At 47.1% G+C, this 18,851-nt stretch carries 15 protein-coding genes, 1 tRNA gene and 1 other RNA gene; 16 read left to right on the top strand and 1 reads right to left on the bottom strand.

Features of this window, described 5'->3' with window-relative positions; translation table 11 throughout:
- Nucleotides 1-200 precede the first annotated feature (200 nt).
- The 6 genes from BLU87_RS00820 to BLU87_RS00845 all read left to right on the top strand — a co-directional run bounded on the left by BLU87_RS00820 (nucleotide 201) and on the right by BLU87_RS00845 (nucleotide 5,105).
- A complete protein-coding gene (locus BLU87_RS00820) occupies nucleotides 201-1,370 on the top strand; it encodes a flagellin (RefSeq protein ID WP_092344038.1) in 1,170 nt (389 codons plus the stop codon).
- A gap of 83 nt (nucleotides 1,371-1,453) precedes the next feature.
- Nucleotides 1,454-1,801 carry a flagellar protein FlaG gene (locus BLU87_RS00825; RefSeq protein ID WP_092344039.1) on the top strand — a complete coding sequence of 116 codons (348 nt, stop codon included), beginning with the start codon at nucleotides 1,454-1,456 and terminating at the stop codon, nucleotides 1,799-1,801.
- Nucleotides 1,802-1,843: 42 nt separating this feature from the next.
- Nucleotides 1,844-3,469, top strand: a complete 1,626-nt coding sequence (gene fliD / locus BLU87_RS00830; RefSeq protein ID WP_092344040.1) for a flagellar filament capping protein FliD — start codon at nucleotides 1,844-1,846, stop codon at nucleotides 3,467-3,469.
- 1 nt (nucleotide 3,470) lies between these two features.
- Nucleotides 3,471-3,902 carry a flagellar export chaperone FliS gene (gene fliS, locus BLU87_RS00835; protein ID WP_092344041.1) on the top strand — a complete coding sequence of 144 codons (432 nt, stop codon included), beginning with the start codon at nucleotides 3,471-3,473 and terminating at the stop codon, nucleotides 3,900-3,902.
- A gap of 91 nt (nucleotides 3,903-3,993) precedes the next feature.
- Complete coding sequence (locus tag BLU87_RS00840; RefSeq protein ID WP_092344042.1) at nucleotides 3,994-4,392, top strand: hypothetical protein; 399 nt, start codon at nucleotides 3,994-3,996, stop codon at nucleotides 4,390-4,392.
- 44 nt (nucleotides 4,393-4,436) lie between these two features.
- Nucleotides 4,437-5,105: a flagellar brake protein gene (locus BLU87_RS00845; RefSeq protein ID WP_092344043.1), complete on the top strand. Its 669-nt coding sequence runs from the start codon at nucleotides 4,437-4,439 to the stop codon at nucleotides 5,103-5,105.
- Between the two features lie 99 nt (nucleotides 5,106-5,204).
- Here the strand turns inward: BLU87_RS00845 and BLU87_RS00850 are convergent, their stop codons facing one another.
- Nucleotides 5,205-6,233 carry a GGDEF domain-containing protein gene (locus BLU87_RS00850; RefSeq protein ID WP_175498224.1) on the bottom strand — a complete coding sequence of 343 codons (1,029 nt, stop codon included), beginning with the start codon at nucleotides 6,231-6,233 and terminating at the stop codon, nucleotides 5,205-5,207.
- A gap of 319 nt (nucleotides 6,234-6,552) precedes the next feature.
- On the opposite strand from BLU87_RS00850, the gene BLU87_RS00855 reads away from it, so the two are divergent.
- The 10 genes from BLU87_RS00855 to BLU87_RS00900 all read left to right on the top strand — a co-directional run bounded on the left by BLU87_RS00855 (nucleotide 6,553) and on the right by BLU87_RS00900 (nucleotide 18,822).
- Nucleotides 6,553-8,286, top strand: coding sequence for a flagellar hook-length control protein FliK (locus BLU87_RS00855; protein ID WP_092344045.1), 1,734 nt, complete (start codon nucleotides 6,553-6,555; stop codon nucleotides 8,284-8,286).
- A 5-nt stretch (nucleotides 8,287-8,291) separates the two neighbouring features.
- Nucleotides 8,292-8,579, top strand: coding sequence for an EscU/YscU/HrcU family type III secretion system export apparatus switch protein (locus tag BLU87_RS00860; protein ID WP_092344046.1), 288 nt, complete (start codon nucleotides 8,292-8,294; stop codon nucleotides 8,577-8,579).
- Nucleotides 8,580-8,628: 49 nt separating this feature from the next.
- A tRNA-Ser gene (locus tag BLU87_RS00865) sits at nucleotides 8,629-8,716 on the top strand.
- A 531-nt stretch (nucleotides 8,717-9,247) separates the two neighbouring features.
- Nucleotides 9,248-9,346, top strand: an RNA gene (gene ffs / locus BLU87_RS00870) — signal recognition particle sRNA small type.
- Nucleotides 9,347-9,470: 124 nt separating this feature from the next.
- Nucleotides 9,471-11,153, top strand: a complete 1,683-nt coding sequence (gene dnaX, locus BLU87_RS00875; protein WP_092344047.1) for a DNA polymerase III subunit gamma/tau — start codon at nucleotides 9,471-9,473, stop codon at nucleotides 11,151-11,153.
- A gap of 110 nt (nucleotides 11,154-11,263) precedes the next feature.
- Nucleotides 11,264-11,578 (top strand): YbaB/EbfC family nucleoid-associated protein, encoded by a 315-nt coding sequence (locus tag BLU87_RS00880; RefSeq protein ID WP_092344048.1) that lies wholly within the window; start codon nucleotides 11,264-11,266, stop codon nucleotides 11,576-11,578.
- Nucleotides 11,579-11,860: 282 nt separating this feature from the next.
- The gene (gene recR, locus BLU87_RS00885; protein WP_092344049.1) at nucleotides 11,861-12,460 is read left to right on the top strand and encodes a recombination mediator RecR; all 600 of its coding nucleotides are present in this window, start codon (nucleotides 11,861-11,863) and stop codon (nucleotides 12,458-12,460) included.
- A gap of 95 nt (nucleotides 12,461-12,555) precedes the next feature.
- Nucleotides 12,556-16,131 (top strand): pyruvate:ferredoxin (flavodoxin) oxidoreductase, encoded by a 3,576-nt coding sequence (gene nifJ, locus BLU87_RS00890; protein WP_092344050.1) that lies wholly within the window; start codon nucleotides 12,556-12,558, stop codon nucleotides 16,129-16,131.
- A 158-nt stretch (nucleotides 16,132-16,289) separates the two neighbouring features.
- Entirely contained in the window at nucleotides 16,290-17,195 is a 906-nt protein-coding gene (locus BLU87_RS00895) for an AEC family transporter (RefSeq protein WP_092344051.1), read from the top strand.
- 319 nt (nucleotides 17,196-17,514) lie between these two features.
- A complete protein-coding gene (locus BLU87_RS00900; RefSeq protein ID WP_092344052.1) occupies nucleotides 17,515-18,822 on the top strand; it encodes a pyridoxal phosphate-dependent aminotransferase in 1,308 nt (435 codons plus the stop codon).
- The last annotated feature ends 29 nt before the right edge of the window (nucleotides 18,823-18,851 follow it).

Here is an 18,851-nt window from a genome sequence, read left to right on the forward strand (position 1 = left end):
AAACTAAAGATATATCATCACTATGCCGAAAAGACTATTGAAAGGGAAATTTAACGCTAAGGAGGTGACTGATAGACAATTGCGGACCCTTTGAGTACAGGCTGGTAGGTAAGATCGGAAAACACAGACAACCATTTGGATGTCCACACTAGAAAATAAGGGCATGGATGCCCGCAAACACAACTCATGGAGGAAAAATTATGGCTATTACAATTAACACAAATGTTGCTTCTTTAAACGCTCAACGTAACTTGAGTTCATCACAATCAGATCTTAATACATCTATGGAGCGACTCTCTTCTGGTCTGCGGATCAATAGTGCCAAGGACGATGCTGCTGGTTTGGCTATTTCTGACCGTATGACTTCACAAATTCGTGGTCTTACTCAGGCTGCACGTAATGCGAACGACGGCATCTCTCTAGCGCAAACGGCTGAAGGTGCGTTGCAAGAAAGTACCAATATTCTCCAGCGGATGCGTGAGTTGGCTGTTCAGTCTGCTAATGATACCAATAGTGATTCCGACCGTGCATCTCTGAATGATGAAGTTATTCAGCTGAAAGCAGAACTTGATCGTATTGCTGAAACCACTGAGTTTAACGGTAAAGCAGTTATTGATGGGACCATGAGTAACGCGACTTTCCAAGTCGGCGCTAATGCGGGGACCAACCAGACGATCTCTTTTGGGATCGATAGTGCCAAAGGTGCTGATCTGGGAACCGCAGGCAATATTGCTGTTACCTCCGCAGTTGCTGAGGGGACCTTTAGCTCATTGTCGTTTGAGGGTGCTGCGGCTGGAACAACTGCAAATGGTACCTACAATGTTGTATTTGAGGCAGGGGCTGTCACATCGACTAGTGCTGCTTACGCATCAGGTACTAATACCATCACGATTACTTTGGGTACAGTTGCGGCTAACCAAACCTCGACAGCTGTTGCTAATGCGATAGGTACCTCTATTACAGGTGTGACTGTTTCAGCTTCTTCATCTGAAACTTTTACTGCAGATAGTGATGGTGCGGTAACTCTCACAGGCGGTAGCAATGAGGTTCTTACAACTACAGTTGATGGTATCTCTATTACTGGTATTGAGGGTGCACAAAGTGCGATCGAAAGTATCGATTTGGCTCTCTCTGACATCGATACGATTCGTGGTGGCCTCGGTGCGGTTCAGAACCGCTTTGAATCAACTATTGCTAACCTGAACAATGTTTCCGAGAACCTTTCAGCAGCACGTTCACGGATTCTTGATGCGGATATCGCTCAAGAAACTTCGGCAATGACGAAAAATAATATCCTGCAACAAGCTGGTGTTTCAATTCTGGCGCAAGCCAACCAGACTCCTCAATTAGCTTTATCTTTACTCAGCTAATGAACGGGTAGCTTTTCGGGGGCTGTTGACTCAGCCCCCGTTTTTTCTCAAAGAGTGATAATAGCGGACTAGGGAGAAAAATCATGATTGTTGATGCGACCAGTTTGACGGGATCAGCACAAACTCAGTTAAGTAAGGGGGCTGAGCAGGTCAAAGATGGTAGGAACAAAGCTGCCGATCTGGTGCAAAGCGAAGCCGTTGAAAAAAATCAGGTTCAGCCAGAAGAACTGCTTAGCCAGATTAAGGCCTTAGCAGAAGAAGGTCTTTACAGTGTGCGCTTTGAAAATGATGAGCGTAATGATGAGTTGGTGGTCAAGATTGTTGATCGTGAGAGTGATGAGGTGATTCGTCAGGTCCCAGCAGAAGAGATCTTGGATTTGAAAGAATCGTTGGCAAGTCTGCGTGGCAACCTCGTCAACACAGCAGGTTGATTCTGACAAAGTCGGATTTTTGTTGGTTGAAGGGAGAGATTGATGTCTATAACATTTGGCGGTTTAGCCACAGGCTTGGATACAAATGCCATCATTGACCAGTTGATGGAGATTGAACGTCAACCGGTTGAGCGTTTAGAGTCCGATCGCTCCTGGTTTACCACTCGTCAAGATGCGTATACCACCTTTGATACCAAGTTGACGAATTTTCTTTCTCGGATTGAAGACCTCGGTTCTTCAGAGGATTTGCTGAAAAAATCGGTCACTTCGACAAGTGAAGATTTTTTTTCAGTCAGTGCCGATACCGATGCTTTGGCGGGAACCAGTTATCAGGTTGAAGTTGTCTCTCTGGCTCAGGTGCAAAAAAATGTATCTCAAGGTTATGCAGATAAGTCTGCTCACGGTTTTTCCCTTGGGGAATTAACTTTGACGGTCGGAGACAATGAGGCCGTAAGCATCACAATCGATGAAACCAATAACTCTCTCGAAGGTGTTGTCCAAGCCATCAATGATGCTGATGCGGGTGTTAACGCATCGATTATTAATGATGGGACAGATAGTCCTTACCGTTTGGTTTTAACCGGTGAGAATGTTGCTTCCGGGTTTACGCTGACATCAGCATTATCCAATTATGATGGTGATATCAGCAGTCAGTTAGAATCTGGAGGATTTTCAGATCAGGATGCTGAGATTTTTGGTAATGGCACCCTGACCCTTTCTACTGGCGATATTATTACTCTCAGCGATACAACCAATTCACTGACTAGTATTATGGAAGCGATTAACGCTGAAACAGCAACCACGGGGGTGACGGCTTCAGTGGTGGCTGATGGCGATAATTATGTTATTTCACTCAGTGGTGATGAGACGATCGCAGCAACGGCTCTGACCGACAGTAACTATTCCCCTTTTAATTTGATTGAGACACAAGCGGCGACGCAAGCTCATGTTCGCGTCGACAGTATCGATATCTATTCCGACGATAACATGCTGACCGAAGCGATTCCTGGGTTGAGTTTGGATTTGCTTGAGGCTGAAGAAGGGACAACAACCGTTGTCTCTGTCGGGATTGACGAAATCGCGATTAAGTCGCAAATTCAATCTTTTGTTACGGGTTATAATGAAGTCGCTAGTTTTATCAATAGTCAGTCAACAATCAACGGTTCATCCGGTGGCATTTTGAATGGCGACTCCGGTGTGAATGTTATTAAGCGTCGACTCCAGGGATTATTGACGACGACAATTGATAATAGTGGCAGCTTTGCAGCTTTGTCTCAACTGGGGTTAAAAACCCAGCAAGATGGAACTTTAGCGCTCGATGATGAGATGTTGACCGATGCGATTCAGAACAATTTGGCTGATGTTGAAAAACTTCTTGTTGGCGAAGGTGATAATGACGGGGTTGCGGTTAAGTTTCAAAATTACTTAGAAGATATTACTGATTCCATTGATGGGGTTTTGGCAGGAACGGAAAAGAGTACAGAGTCAAATCTTAAGCGAATCGACAATCGTATCGAACAGATTGAGGCGCGTTTGACTTCACGAGAGACGACTATGCGTCAACAGTATACGGCTCTTGAAAATATAATCAGTGGCATGAACAGTCAAAGTTCTTTTCTTACTCAACAAATGGATATGCTGAATAATATGCTAACGGGGAATAACTAAAATGAATGCATACGTGAATCAATATCAGAACAATCAGATCTTGAGCGCTTCTCCGGAACAAATTTTGATTATGCTTTACGATGGTGCTATCCGTTTTTGTCGGCAGGCGCAATTGGCAATGGAGCAGGAAAATCGTAAAGTTCAAGCGGAAAAGATCAGCCGGGCAATGGCTATTGTCTGTGAGTTTTCCAACACTCTCAACCATGAGGTTGGCGGAGATATCGCAGCTGATCTCGATGGTCTGTATGGGTTTATGTCTCGTGAATTGACCAGAGCAAATTTGCAGAATGATCGCAAAGCGTTGGAAACGGTTGAAAATCTTCTGACCGGATTGCGTGAAACCTGGGTTGAAGCTATTGAGATCAACCGGGGTGGCGCGCAGCAAGTGGCAAAGACGGAACCGGAAGTCAGACACGTAGCGGCTGCATTTTGAGACGTTGGCAAACCTTCTCCACTGGTGAGATGATGGTATCAGGCCCGTTGGGAAAAGCACACTTAATGGAAGATTGTTTGAAGGTTGTTTTATGGAAACATGCCTAAAAAAATCGATAGAGCAATACCGGCAGATTATTGAACATGCAAGCCAACTTGATCAGTTGTTGTTGAAGGCTGATCCTGAAAAATTGCACATCTATACTGAGCGACTGCAAGAACTCCAGGATGAGGCCGGGTTGAATGATCGTATTTTTCTTGAAATTTTTCCCCATACATCGACCTATTGGCAAGATCATCCTCTGTTTCTGGAACGGGCCCGTCTGCTGGAAAAAATCGTTGAGTTGAACCATTTGCTATTGCCAAGAATCCGTGGCATGATGGCCGTTACTGCGCATGAGTTGTCACAGATCAAAGATGGACGAGTGGCTGTTTCTGGATACCATCAAATTCCTGCCACACGGCAACAGCATGTGCGTGGAGTTGTTTAACTCAACTTACAGTCCAGTCGTTTCGATCTGCCAAGGGTTCCTTTATGTCTGTACTGAGACAATTAAAAGATTACCGTGTTGTTAAAGTTTCTCTGCCACTGCTCGACGGTAATAAAATCGCCTTAGACGCTGTTGCCAAGACGACGACTTCCCCCCATTTCGAAGTCACCTTTCTCCCTGATCAATTAAATCCGGAACTGCTAAATCATGAAGAGTTTTGTTTCGTTGGTTTTGACGTCGCTGGGGAAAACAAATCAATTAAAGCGAAGATTAATACCGTCGTTGAGAAAGCAAAATTGCTGCTTGAGATGGTTGAATCGTTCGCCTATATCCAAAAACGGGGCTATTTTCGGGTTGATGCGGATTTGTCTGTCAGTTACTGGATTATCAACGAGGAACATCCATCAGCCAAGTCGGTACAGACCCCTGTAAATATTAGTGGTGGCGGCTTGCGGTTGCCCGTTTCCGAAAAAATTAAAACCGGAACCCAACTTGGGTTGGAGATCGTTATCGATGCTCCGCAGTCCACAGTCGTTGAATGCGTCGGTGAGGTTGTCTCTAATTATGATGATGATAAGGGGAACAGGCAGGTTGCGTTGACCTTTGTCGATATCGAGGATGACGATCGGGATGCAATCATCGCTTATTGCTTGGCTGAACAGCGGAAACAATTGCGCTTGCGGGTGAAGCTTATTGGTGACGCTATCATCTGAATCCAGCACGTCATTGATCCCTAAGATCATTGACCTGTGCGAGTATCTCTGAATATTACAATCCACAGGGGACAGGATATTAATTCTGTCCCCTGTGTTTTAGTAGGAGCCAAAAGCGAGTTGTGGCGCAGCAGTATAGTCGAAGGAGGAAACCCTGGAGATGATATCCGTCGCTTGCCACACTTCAGTTCGATTCCGACCATTCTCTTTCGCTTGATAGAGGGCTTGATCCGCTTCTTCAATGAGTTGAGCCGGATGGATATTGCTCCCCCGGTTAGCACAGCTGATGCCGATACTGATAGTGATCGGTAGCCGTCCTGCCGGTTGTTGCTGGGAAACTTTTGCGACCTGTTTGTGGATCCTCTTAGCCAGAACTTCGGCGTTATTTCCCTTGGTGTCAGGAAGAATAACCGCAAATTCTTCACCGCCATAACGACAGCAGATATCTGCATTTCTCGCAGAGGTCTGGATTGCGTCAGCGACCAGGCGGAGCACAGAGTCTCCGGTTTGATGACCGTAGGTATCGTTAAATCGTTTGAAATGATCTAAATCTATCATTAACAGTGAGTAGGGGACACCTGAGCGTTGTGAGCAGGCCGATGCCTGTTTGATACTCATGTCAAAGGTGGCGCGGTTGCCCAATTTCGTCAGTGGATCGGTTAACGCCATTTTTTGTAGTTGCTCTTTACTTTGTCGCAGCTCCAAAAGGCGTTGCCACCGTTCCAGATGGCGATTCATCCGTGCACTCAGTTCGATTGGATCGATCTCAACATAAACAGAATCACTGGCTCCCAGTTGATATCCATTGAGGAGACCTTGTTGGTCCTCAGCGAAGGCGATCAGAGGGAGGTCATGCCATTTTTCATTAGCATGGAGTTTGCTAATCCAGGTGGCTTTTTGCCCCTCATTCTCGATTGCCCAACACACCATGTCCGCAGGTTTGGATTTTAAATGTTGAAACAGGTCATCCGAGGAGCCTAATGGCTTGATTTGCTGAAAAAGACCAGTTGCAGTGAGGTGGTTGATCAGTTGATCTTTTTTATCTTTATTGTTGGCAATAATCAGAGCCGTTGTATTCATCACTCGCTTGTCTTTCTGCCCCTCAGAAATATCGATGATATGATTCATTGTCTCTACTTTCGGCATATTATTAGATATTCTTTAGCTCTAATTGCAGCCCACATGAATATTTTCGTGAAACGTCCTATCCTCCTAAAGCGAAATTTATGCCAAGTTGAAAAAACCAGTAAAAACAGCTGCTGCCCTTGTTTCTGTCAGTTTTATGACATGATTGCAGGGAATGTTGCTTTGCTGTGTTGACTTTTGTCGGTATTTTGACGATGAAGCCAGGGGTTGGTTCGATGGTCTGTTCTGAGTGAATTTTGGGATGTGTGTTATATTTCCAGTGAAAAAGTAAACTTTGTTCCCTGAAGGTCGAAAAGTCACCATGACAACAGTGAATTCGAAAATACCTGCAAATTTGTTTGTTGTGTCGCCAGCTGTTTCATCAGGTCCTGTTGCGAGTGAGGCCCCTGGCCTGAACCTTGGTCAGATGCTTCAAGGGGTGGTTGTCCGTCGGGAGCTGGATCGGGTTGTTTTGGAAGTTGACCGACAGCTTTATCTGGCGCGGGGGGAGAAGGAGCTGCAGGTTGGTCAAAAGGTCAATTTGCAGGTGTTGCAAACCCAACCCCATTTGGAGTTCCAAGTCCTTGCCGACTCTGTCAGTTCCAGATTGAATCAATCTCTGCCGTTATTGACGCGCCCATTTGACTGGAATCAGTTGGTCGCGCAGTTACAGCAACTGCCTCAGCAAGAGATGGAATCGGTCGCGTCGAAGCAAGTTTATCATCAGTTGCAACAACTATTGCCCCTTGTTCCGGCCGGTTCAGCTCAGATTGAGGCACAGATCGACATGATTGTGGCCCAGTTAAAACAGTTGCTGTCAGCTGAAGTCGGTCAGAGCTCTGGGGTTTCATCTCCCGCTCCACCTTCGCAGCAAATCGTTTTTCAGGGGGATGGACAGCGGATCTCTGCAGGGCTGTCTCCGGTTTTTATGGGGGTGATTAAGGCTTTGCAGGGGCAATTGTCGCTATTACCACAGCGCGACGATGGAGCTCAGCTCAAAAACTGGTATGCGACAACCCGAAAGCTGTTGGCTCCATTACACCAAGTCCCACAGTTGTTGGCACCACAACGCCAGCTACTGGTCTCTGTCCTCAGACAACTGCAACAACACCCCCAGGTTTCACCACAATTATCCGGGGAGGTGGAACAAATTCTTGTCCAAATAGAGAGGCAGGTCGCAACAGAGACCTCTGTTGTTGCGGGGGAGCTCAAGCAACCTGTTATCTCTGGATCTGAGGCCGTAAGGGCAATTCCCTCGCCCCAAGAGTCGGCGAATGTGGCAACTCTCTCCACGGCGATAAAGCAGTTACTGTCTCAAGTGCAACAAGCTCAAGATCAACGTCAGGGTGTTTCTCCTGAATTACTGGGGCGGCTGGAAGGGTTGCACAGTCGTTTACAGCCGTTATCGCAGACGTTTCCTGGTTTTGATATGATGATAGGACAATTGGAGCAGCTGATCGCACAACGGCCAAGCGCTCCTCAAGGGGGGCAACTCGGGGTGCTATCGCAGTTGTTCGGGGTTCATCTTGAAGCAGAACTGCTGCGGGGGAAGGATCGAGATGCCTTGCATAGTTTGAAGCTGAGCCTGTTGAAATTGCAGCAAGATTTCGGGGGCGATGTGAAGGAGCCTCTGCATCGGATTGAGCTGTTTCAGCTCTGTAAGGCAAAGTTGGCTGAAGAGCAGGTGACGTTTTTACCTTTACCCTTCAACGAGTTGGAAGAGGGTTATTTGTTGGCAGAAAAACAGTCCCGTGAAGATTGTCAAGACGAGGACGGTGAGCCTCCACTACAGATGTCGTTATCTTTGCGGCTTTCTGCGCTTGGGAATGTCCGTATTGACATGCTTTACGAAAAACAGAGATTGCACTTGCGGTTAGCCGGTGAGGATCAGGAGAAAATGAGCTATTTGCGAAGTTGTGCCGATGAATTGAAGGAATCGCTTGAAGCTGTAGAGTTGCAGGGGGTTAGTTTTGGTGCCAATGCAGAATTGCCCGCGCGACAACTCCAGCAACGTTTGTTGCCCGAATCGTTCAATATGTTGGACGAAAGGCTCTGACCCTTATGATTGATCGAGATCAGAATAAGCTCCAGGCTGTTGCTCTTCGCTACGATCGCCGACCAACATCGACTCCAGAGATTGTCGCCAGCGGCAGCGGTGATCTGGCTCAACAAATTATTGCCGCAGCTAAAGAGGCCGGCGTTGATATTGTTCAGGATCCCGACTTGCTGGAAGTTCTCGGGCGAATCCCCGTCGGCGAGGAGGTTCCTGCAGAATTATTTCAGGCTGTCGCAGAAATTCTGGCTTTCATCTACCGGATTAACGGTCGTTATGCAACGGAGCAAAGCTGAAAAAGCTCTTTACAGCCTCCAATCTGTTAGTGTAATGTCTGCAATTCGCGGAGAGGTGACCGAGAGGCCGATGGTGCTCGCCTGGAAAGCGGGTGTAGTTAACGCTACCCGGGGTTCGAATCCCCGCCTCTCCGCCATTTAGAATAAAAAAGATCATCTTTCTGCAACAACCTCGCGTTGTGCAAATATGGTAGATTTCTAGCGGGGATTCGAAGCGGAACGAACGCTGACTTAATGTCAGAGAAGCGGCCAGGGATGGCCGCGACAGTGAGTGAAGGGGAGGTGACGCAGGAATCGACGTGATGTCGATGACGGAGTGACCGAATCCCCGCCTCTCCGCCATAGTTTTAGGACTGATGAAAAACGCTCATCTGCGGTGTTGTCCTGAATCTACTTCAACGACGTACCTAGCGGTACGACTTATTCAGTAGATTTCGTCCGCCTTGCAGCTAAACATTTTTGATCAGTCTTGCAAGTTCGGTAGATGCTGACAAGGGACAGTTTCAAAATCACGGGTTTTTCTTTTAATTTCAGAATGGCTTAATCTCCCGTGTGGGTTGCAATTCCACGACCTTGTTTCTAGTTAGATTGTAATTAATCTCGAATTTTGCGTTGTAGCTAAAAATATCTTTTTAAGATTCCGGTCATCAATTGCCGGTAGAAGTGACAGCCGGGTCCCGCGCAACGGACGACCGCGAACTCCGTCAGGCCCGGAAGGGAGCAGCGGTAACGGTTTTGGCCGTGTGCCGCGGGAGTGCCTGGCTGTCACTTGTACCGGTAATTTTGTCTGGAGGCTGTGCCCTTCAGGTGAGGTCAGGCTGAAAGCGATCGCAGTAAAAAATCCTCAGCCAGATTCTGTTTATCCCTATTTTATTGTCCTGGAGAATGATTATGTCTTATCAGGTTCTTGCTCGCAAATGGCGCCCTCAGCTCTTTGAGGATCTGGTTGGGCAGGAACATGTCAGCCAGACATTGATAAATGCCATTACTTCTGATCGGGTTCACCACGCCTTTCTTTTTACTGGTGCTCGTGGTGTCGGCAAAACCTCCGCTGCCAGAATTTTTGCAAAAGCCTTGAATTGCCAGGAAGGACCCACGACACACCCCTGTGGTGTCTGTCCTTCTTGTGTTGAGATCACCAAGGGGCAGGGGATCGATGTTCTGGAGATTGATGGTGCATCCAACACCGGTGTCGATGATATCCGGGAACTGCGTGAAAACATCCGCTACCTGCCATCGCAGTCGCGCTATAAAATATTTATCATTGACGAAGTCCACATGCTTTCAATAAATGCATTCAATGCCTTATTGAAAACCCTGGAAGAGCCACCAGCTCACGCCAAGTTTATTTTCGCGACAACCGAACCACATAAAATCCCCATCACGATTCTTTCTCGTTGTCAACGCTTTGATTTCAAGAAGATTGGCTTAACGCCATTGCAGGCGCGCCTCCGTTTTATTGTCGATCAGGAAAATATTCAGATTGAAGAGTCGGGACTGGCGATTATTGCCCGCAGTGGTGGTGGCAGTATGCGTGACGCGTTGTCGACGCTGGATCAGGTTATCGCTTTTTGTGGGGATAAGGTCAGTGATGAGGAACTGCAAGGCTTGTTGGGTCTGGTCAGCCGGGCTCTGCTGTTGGCGACCGTCAGGGCCATTTTGCAACGGGAGGCGGCTCAGCTACTGAATTTAGTGCAGAAGGTTGATGAGCACGGCCACTCTTTCCGGCAGTTTTGTCAGCAACTGGTTGAATTGGTTCGTGCTTTGGTTGTCGTTAAAGTTGTGGAGCATCCGGGTGATCTGATTGACGTGGGAGAGTCGGAGCTGGAGGAGATAAAGACCCTGGCCGATCCGGCATCGTTGGAGGACTTACATCGACTATTAGCAACTCTGATCCGTACTGAGGCTGATCTCGCTGTCTCTAACTATCCCCGGTTGACGATGGAAATGGTGCTGGTCAAGTTGGCCGATCTACCGACAGGTATTGAAGTTGCTACGCTTATCAAGCACTTGGAAGATCTGGAAAAGAAACTTTCTTCCGGCGTTGCTGTTGCAGCCCCGGTACAAAAACCACGACCGGTAGAGCCGGTTGCTGTGCCAGAATCTGCTGATATTCCCCTGGCAGAAGAACCTCCGTTAGAACCATCGGTCACCTTACCGACAACTGGGAATGGCGATAAGAATTGGCCTGGTCTGGTCGACTTTGTAAAAAGTCGACGTAAGCCAAGGATCTCTTCGTTGCTTGAACAGTCGAGCTTATTGCTTCTGGACCTCCCCCGTTTACAGATCGGTATGCCGGGGATGTATCTCAGCTTGGCTGATAGTGAAATGTGCCATGAAATTGAGATTCTCGCAGCGGAATATTTTTCCACCGCAGTGAAAGTCGAGGTGCAAAAAGTTGCGAATGGGGAGAAAGCTCCCTTATCATTGCATGCAGAGCGGGTACAACAGGAGAGTGATCGGAAAAAGAAGTTGCGGGAAAATGCTGTCGAGCATCCGATAGTGAAGTCCGCTCTGAATATCTTTGGTGGGGAAATTGAAGATGTTAAGCCGATTGATAAGGGGTTTGTTTAAAAAAGCCCCTGGTAATGTTTATACTGAGTAATGAATGTCAACAATATTGGGGTGGTCATGTCGTTCTATCCCGACATAAATCATATTCACATCGTGGAGGATTAAAGTAAATGGCTAAAGGACTTGGAAACATCATGAAGCAGGCCCAGCAAATGCAGGCTAAAATTGCCAGAATTCAACAGGAATTGGAAGATAAAGAAGTTGAAGCCACTGCTGGAGGTGGCATGGTAACGGCTCGTGCGAACGGTAAACAACAGCTTCTTGATCTGAAAATTGAGAAAGATGTGGTCGATCCCGAAGATGTAGAAATGCTCCAAGATCTGGTCCTTGCTGCGGTCAATGAAGCGATCAAAAAAAGTCAGGAGATGGTTCAGGGGGAGATGAGCAAGGTCACCGGTGGAATGAATATCCCCGGAATGTTCTAACGACAGCCACTTTTTTCAGCGTAGACAAGGTGGGGGCTCGGTGAGCAGCCCCTGTCCCTTTTTGGGGGCACCGGGTGCGCATAGCAATGTTTTGTCCTCTAGCAACATAGAGGTTCTCTCGCGCGGTGGAGATTTAGGGTTGTAATTATTTTTGACACCGTGGTAAAGTTTTCTTTGGTCAGACCACTAGACCACTAATTTTAGGTTGAATTTTTTGGCCGTCCAGTTTCGCAGGAAATGACTTTCAAAGCGCCTTAAACTATTGGATCTAGGAGGAATTTAATGCTAGACTCGCTCCCGTCTTTTGCCCGGTTGGAGGCCGAGCTGGGCAAACTTCCAGGCATCGGAAGGAAGACAGCAGCTCGTTTAGCCTTTTATTTATTGCGCACCACTGAGAATGATGTTGAGGCTTTGGCTTCTGCTTTGTTGGAGATGCGGCGCAATGTCAGTTTTTGCCAGCGCTGTTACCACATTGCAGAGGGGAGCCTGTGTCAGGTATGCAAAAGCTCAACTCGTGAACAGCATTGCCTCTGTATTGTTCAGGAACCTCAGGATCTTTTAGCAATTGAACGTAGCCACTCTTACTCTGGCCTTTATCATGTCCTTCATGGTGCGCTTTCGCCGTTAGATGGAGTTGGTCCCGATGATCTTAAAATTCCACAACTATTACGCCGGTTAGAACACGAACCGATTGAAGAAATTATTCTAGCAACGAACTTCACCGTAGAGGGTGAAGCGACAGCACTCTATCTGGCAAAGCTATGTAGAGAAAAGGGGATTCAAGTGACCCGACTTGCACATGGAATCCCCTCTGGTAGCGATCTCGAATATATTGACGCCGGAACCGTCCAGCAGGCCGTTGCTGGTCGCCGGGCATTCTGATTCACAATTGTTTATTGGTGGCTAGATAAGAAAAGAGCCGAGGGTTCCTCGATACATCAGGACTCACACTTTATTCACTGTACAAGGAGGTAAGTATGTCTCGAAAGATGGTTAATATTGATGGTAATGCCGCTGCGGCGCATGTTGCTCATGCGACCAATGAGGTTATTGCTATCTATCCAATCACCCCGTCATCCGTTATGGGTGAAATCTCCGATGCCAAAAGTGCCGTTGGCAATACAAATATCTGGGGGACAGTTCCCAAAGTTGTTGAGCTTCAGTCTGAAGGCGGAGCGGCTGGTACCGTTCACGGTGCTCTGCAAGCAGGAGCGCTGACAACAACCTTTACCGCTTCTCAAGGGTTGCTGTTGATGATTCCCAACATGTTCAAAATTGCCGGTGAATTGACCCCGACGGTTTTCCATGTTTCGGCTCGTGCTATTGCAGCTCAAGCACTGTCCATCTTTGGTGATCATTCAGACGTTATGGCTTGTCGTTCTACAGGGTGGGTGCAACTTTGTTCTAACAACCCTCAGGAAGTTATGGACTTTGCTCTGATCGCTCAAGCGGCAACTCTGGAATCCCGTGTTCCTTTCCTCCATTTCTTCGATGGTTTCCGTACTTCTCACGAAATCCAGAAGATTGAAGAGCTGTCTATGGATGATATGCGCCATATGATCGACGATGAATTGGTCACCGCACATCGTCAGCGGGGCTTATCACCAGATCATCCACAGCTGCGTGGTACGGCTCAGAACCCTGATGTCTTTTTCCAGGGCCGTGAGACAGTCAACCCTTACTATGTCAAAGTTGCTGGGATCGTTCAGGAGCAGATGGATAAGTTCGCCAAGCGTGTTGGTCGTCAATACAATCTGATCGACTATGTTGGTGCTGCGGATGCTGAGCGTGTTGTGGTGATGATGGGTTCCGGTTGTGAGGCCATGGAAGAGACGGTTCAACATCTGGTCGCCCAGGGCGAAAAAGTTGGATTGATCAAGATTCGTCTATTCCTGCCTTTCCCGATCGAGCAATTCTGTAAGGCATTGCCTGCTACGGTGAAAAAAATCGCTGTTCTCGACCGGACTAAAGAGCCTGGCTCAATCGGTGAGCCCCTCTATCAAGTTGTTAGAACTGCCATTGGCGAAGGTATGGTTGATGGCTTAGTCAACTTCTCAGGTTACCCGACGATTGTTGGTGGACGTTATGGCTTGGGTTCTTTTGAATTTAATGCCGGTATGTGTAAAGGCGTTCTTGATAACCTGCTGAAGGATAAGCCAAAGAACCACTTTATTATTGGTTTCGAAGATGATGTCATGGGTGAAAGCCTTGATTTCGATAGTAATTTCCGTGTTCCTTTTGATGGCTATGCCGCCATGTTCTACGGTTTAGGGTCTGACGGAACTGTTGGCGCCAATAAAAACTCGATCAAAATTATTGGTGAATCTACAGATAATAAGGTTCAGGCTTACTTTGTTTACGATTCGAAAAAAGCTGGCAGCATGACAACATCTCACCTACGCTTTGGGAATAAGGAGATTAAAAATACCTATCTTATTTCTCAGGCTGACTTTGTTGCCTGCCATAACTTTTCCTTCCTGGAAAAATATGACCTGCTCAGAAACGCCAAGGACGGCGCGACCTTCCTCCTCAATGCACCCTACAACAAAGATGAGATCTGGGGCCATTTGCCGAAGATGGTTCAGCAACAGATTATCGATAAGAATTTGAAGTTCTTTGTTATTGATGGCATTCGTCTCGGTGAGCAAATCGGTCTTGGTCCACGTATTAATGTCATTATGCAGACCGCATTTTTCAAGATTTCCGGAATCATTCCCGAAACTCAGGCGGTGACAAAAATCAAGGAAGCCGTGGTCAAGTCTTACGGTAAAGCTGGTGAAAAAGTTGTCAACATGAACAAGCAGGCTGTTGACGTCGCTCTGGAAAGTATCGCTGAAGTGACCGTCCCAGCGACTGCAGACAGCGCCATTGAAATGAAGACCGGACAATGGGGCAGCTACTCAGATACGGTTAAAAATACTCTCGGACCGATTATTGATGGTTTGGGTCATGAACTCCCCATGTCGGCAATGCCCGTCGATGGTACTTTCCCCACCGGAACAGCAGCGGTTGAAAAACGGAACATCGCCGTTAATATTCCTTGCTGGGATGATTCTCTCTGTATTCAGTGTGGGATCTGTTCATTTGTCTGTCCCCATGCAGCCATCAGGATGAAGATCTATGATGAAAAAGAGCTGGATGGTGCTCCTGAAACCTTCAAGTCCACTGCTGCAAAAGGCAAAGACATGGAAGGCAAGCGTTACACCCTGCAGGTTGCACCTGAGGATTGTACAAGTTGTGGCGCTTGTATTTACAATTGCCCAGCGAAGAGCAAGGATGATGAGAGCAAGAAGGCGATCAATATGGTCTTCCAGGCTCCATTGCGCGAATCTGAAGCAGAAAACTTCAAGTTCTTCCTCAATCTCCCTGATACCGATCCTGCGTTGATTAACAGGAAAAGTCTCAAAGGGAGCCAGTTGCTGCCACCGATGTTTGAATTCTCCGGTGCCTGCGCCGGTTGTGGAGAGACTCCATTTGTCAAACTTTGTTCCCAGCTGTTTGGTGACCGGATGTTGGTTGCCAATGCCACTGGTTGCTCCTCGATCTACGGTGGTAACTTACCAACCACACCTTGGACAACCCGAAAAGATGGTCTCGGGCCAGCATGGAGTAACTCCCTGTTTGAGGATAATGCCGAGTTTGGTTATGGCATGCGTCTAGCTGTCGACAAAACGACTGCTTATGCCAGAGAACTGCTGGAAGAGAACATCAGCTGCGGTTGTGCGGCTTGCGTAGGGACTGCGGGTCTGAAACGCGAAATTCTCGATTCACTTCAGGATTCACAAGAAGAGATTGAGGCGCAACGTGCACGCGTTGTTAAGTTGCAGAAAATTCTTGAAAAATGTACCCATGAAACCGCCAAGCCTCTACTTGTCAATATCGAATACCTGATTGTCAAATCTGTCTGGATTCATGGTGGTGATGGTTGGGCATATGATATTGGTTACGGCGGTCTTGATCATGTCCTGGCTTCTGGCGAAAATGTTAACGTGCTGGTCCTGGATACTGAAGTTTACTCCAATACCGGTGGTCAGGCTTCCAAAGCGACACCTTTGGGTGCCGTAGCTCAGTTTGCTGCCGGTGGGAAGACCCAGCCAAAGAAAGATCTGGGGATGATTGCCATGTCCTATGGGAATATTTATGTTGCCAAAGTTTCTTTGGCGAACCCGGCTCAGGTTGTCAAAGCATTCATCGAAGCCGATGCCTATGATGGCCCATCGTTGGTTATTGCTTACAGCCATTGTATTGCCCACGGCATTGCGATGAACACTGCTATTGATGGTTGTAAAGAAGCTGTTGCCTCAGGTCACTGGCCACTCTATCGCTATGATCCGCGTTTGAGTGCCGAAGGTAAAAACCCACTGCAACTCGACAGTAAAGAGCCGACAATATCCTTTGAGGACTACGCTCAGAAACAAAACCGTTACCGTGTCCTCAAGAAAATCAATCCGGATGCAGCTGAAACTCTGATGGTTGAGGCCAACAAGGTGACAGTTGATCGTTTTGATATGTATAAAAAACTGTCAGAAATGATTTTTGATGGTGATAAATAAGCTGGTTTTTTACAGCTGACATGAAAAAGCTCCCAACATTTATTTTGTTGGGAGCTTTTTTTTATGAGACAACAGAAAAAGAAAGACGATAGTATGTGTTTTTTACCCTAAGCTAGCTGAGATGTTGGCCACCATGTTTGCTTGTTGACAGGTCTTTTATGTCCGAACTCATCATCGTTTTTGTTAATGTCATTCTCCCCGTTTTTGGGATTATCCTCCTTGGTGCTTTCCTTGGCGGACGGTTACAGTTGCAAGCTCAGACATTGACGCGGGTGGCCTATTATGTTTTTGTTCCTGCCTTTATTTTTCAGTCGATCAGTACCGCAGCGGTGCCATTATCAAGCGTTGCCAAGATGCTCTCTTTTATTATTATGACCCACCTGCTGGCGGTCTTTGTTGCTGGGGGGATTGGGCGAGCTCTTGGTCGTTCAAAGGAGACCATCGCTGCATTTGTTATGATTGCTGCATTTGGCAACGTCGGCAATTATGGTTTAGCGGTGATTCGGTTCCGTTTAGGTGAGGTTGCTGTCCCGCCGGCGACTATTTACTTTGTCGCCATCTCAATCAGCGCTTTTATTATTAGTGTCGGTATTGCTGGTTGGGCCCATGGCGGTAGTCGTGGTGCGCTCTGGAAAGTGTTGAAAACACCAGCTCTCTGGGCAACTTTTCCCGCGATACTGGTGTCAACAGGGGGAATAGAGATCCCCTTGATGGCTGACCGGATGATCGGTTTACTCGCTGATGCGATGATTCCGGTCATGCTCTTTGCTTTAGGTCTTCAACTGCGCGAGCAAGGTAAGGTTCATTTGACTGGAGATGTCCTGATTGGCACTGGCATACGGTTGGGACTGACTCCTCTGGTGGCACTGTTGGTGTCAACTCTATTTGTGCTGACTCCGGTAGAGAGTGCGGCGGGGATTTTACAGGCGGGGATGCCCGCGGCTATTTTGATTGCAATCATCGCTAAAGAGAATAATATTGTTCCTGAGTTTGTGACTTCGGTGGTAGTTGTTTCGACCTTGGCCAGTGTGGTCACCTTAAGTTTGTTGATGGTGTTGTTGTAAATAATTTGACATGATTATGACCATATGATAATTCAGATAAAACTTTGCTTGAACAGGATTTGTAAATGATGAAAAGAGCAGCAGCGGCAACTCGAGCGTTACAGGCGGCGAACATCGGCCTGAGAATTGTCCATCACCATCAGAGGTGAGCTGCACGGGTGTGTCAATAAATGAACCTGAGGCCATGGACAATTCGTCCATGGCCTTTTTTTTGTTGGCGGCGCACAAATTCCATCCTCGGCGATATGGTCTTCATTTAAGACCAATTCTGGTTGGATGAAAATTGTGTTTAGCCATCGGGCCTTTAGGGAGTGAAGAGATGCGTAATAATATTGTTCATATCGGCGCTGGCGAGTTGACCTATGAAATCCGCGCTATTGTCAAGATCGCTGAAGAATTGAACCGGTTCGGGATGAAAACCAATATGGAAAATATTGGTGATCCGGTCGCGAAGGGGGAGCATATCCCGTTGTGGATAAAAGAGATTGTTTCCGGTTTGACGATGAAAGACTGCTCCTATGGCTACAGTGCCACCAAAGGGTTGCTGGAGACTCGGCAGTTTTTAGCCGATTTAACCAATCAGCGCGGCAAGGCTCAGATTAGTGCTGAAGATATTATCTTTTTTAACGGGCTCGGAGATGCAATTCACAAAGTGTATGGCATGTTGAAACGTGAATCACGGGTTATTGGCCCCTCACCAACATACTCTACCCATTCCTCTGCTGAGGGGGCGCATGCGGGGCAGAAACCGATCACTTACCGTTTGGATCCCGATAACCACTGGTACCCCAATATGGATGATTTACGTCAATCGGTTAAATATAATCCAGCTATATCGGGGATCTTGATCATCAACCCGGATAATCCAACCGGAGCCGTCTACCCTGAACGTATCTTACAAGAGATTATCTCGATCTGTAAGGAATACGATCTGTTTCTCATTTGCGATGAGATTTACCATAACCTTTGTTATAACGGCACGGCAACGCGACCCATTTCTGATCTGGTCGGTGATCTCCCTGCGATTGCGATGAAGGGCATCAGTAAAGATGTTCCGTGGCCGGGTGCACGTTGTGGTTGGATTGAGGTTTACAATGTCGATAAAGATGAAATGTTCAGTCGCTATATCGATAGTATTGTGAATTCAAAAATGGTTGAAGTCTGTTCTACGACACTGCCTCAAAAGGCGATCCCCCTGATCCTCAGCAACCCTGAATTTCCTAAATATCTCGCAGAGCGGAGGAGCCGCTATGAGCGTCATTCGAATATCGCCTACAATCTTTTAAAAGAAGCTCCAGGCGTCAAAGTGAACCGCGCCAATGGAGCGTTTTATATGAGCGTTGTTTTTGAAGCAGATCGGCTCAACAACCAGCAGACCTTACCCATCGACAACCCCCAAGTGCGTGAGTTGGTTGAGGGTCTGGTGAATCAACCAGGAACCTTGAGCGATAAACGCTTCGTCTATTATTTGCTGGCCTCAACAGGAATTTGTGTCGTCCCTATTTCGTCATTTTGTACTGATGAGAGGGGCTTCCGGATCACTTTGTTGGAACAGGACGAAAAAGAATTTACCCAGATTTTTAACACCATAACAAATGCTATTGCACTATATCTAGAGTCAGCATAAGCTGACGTTTTCTTTTGCAAAAGGTTTCT

This window comes from Desulfuromusa kysingii (assembly GCF_900107645.1).
Classification (GTDB): domain Bacteria; phylum Desulfobacterota; class Desulfuromonadia; order Desulfuromonadales; family Geopsychrobacteraceae; genus Desulfuromusa; species Desulfuromusa kysingii.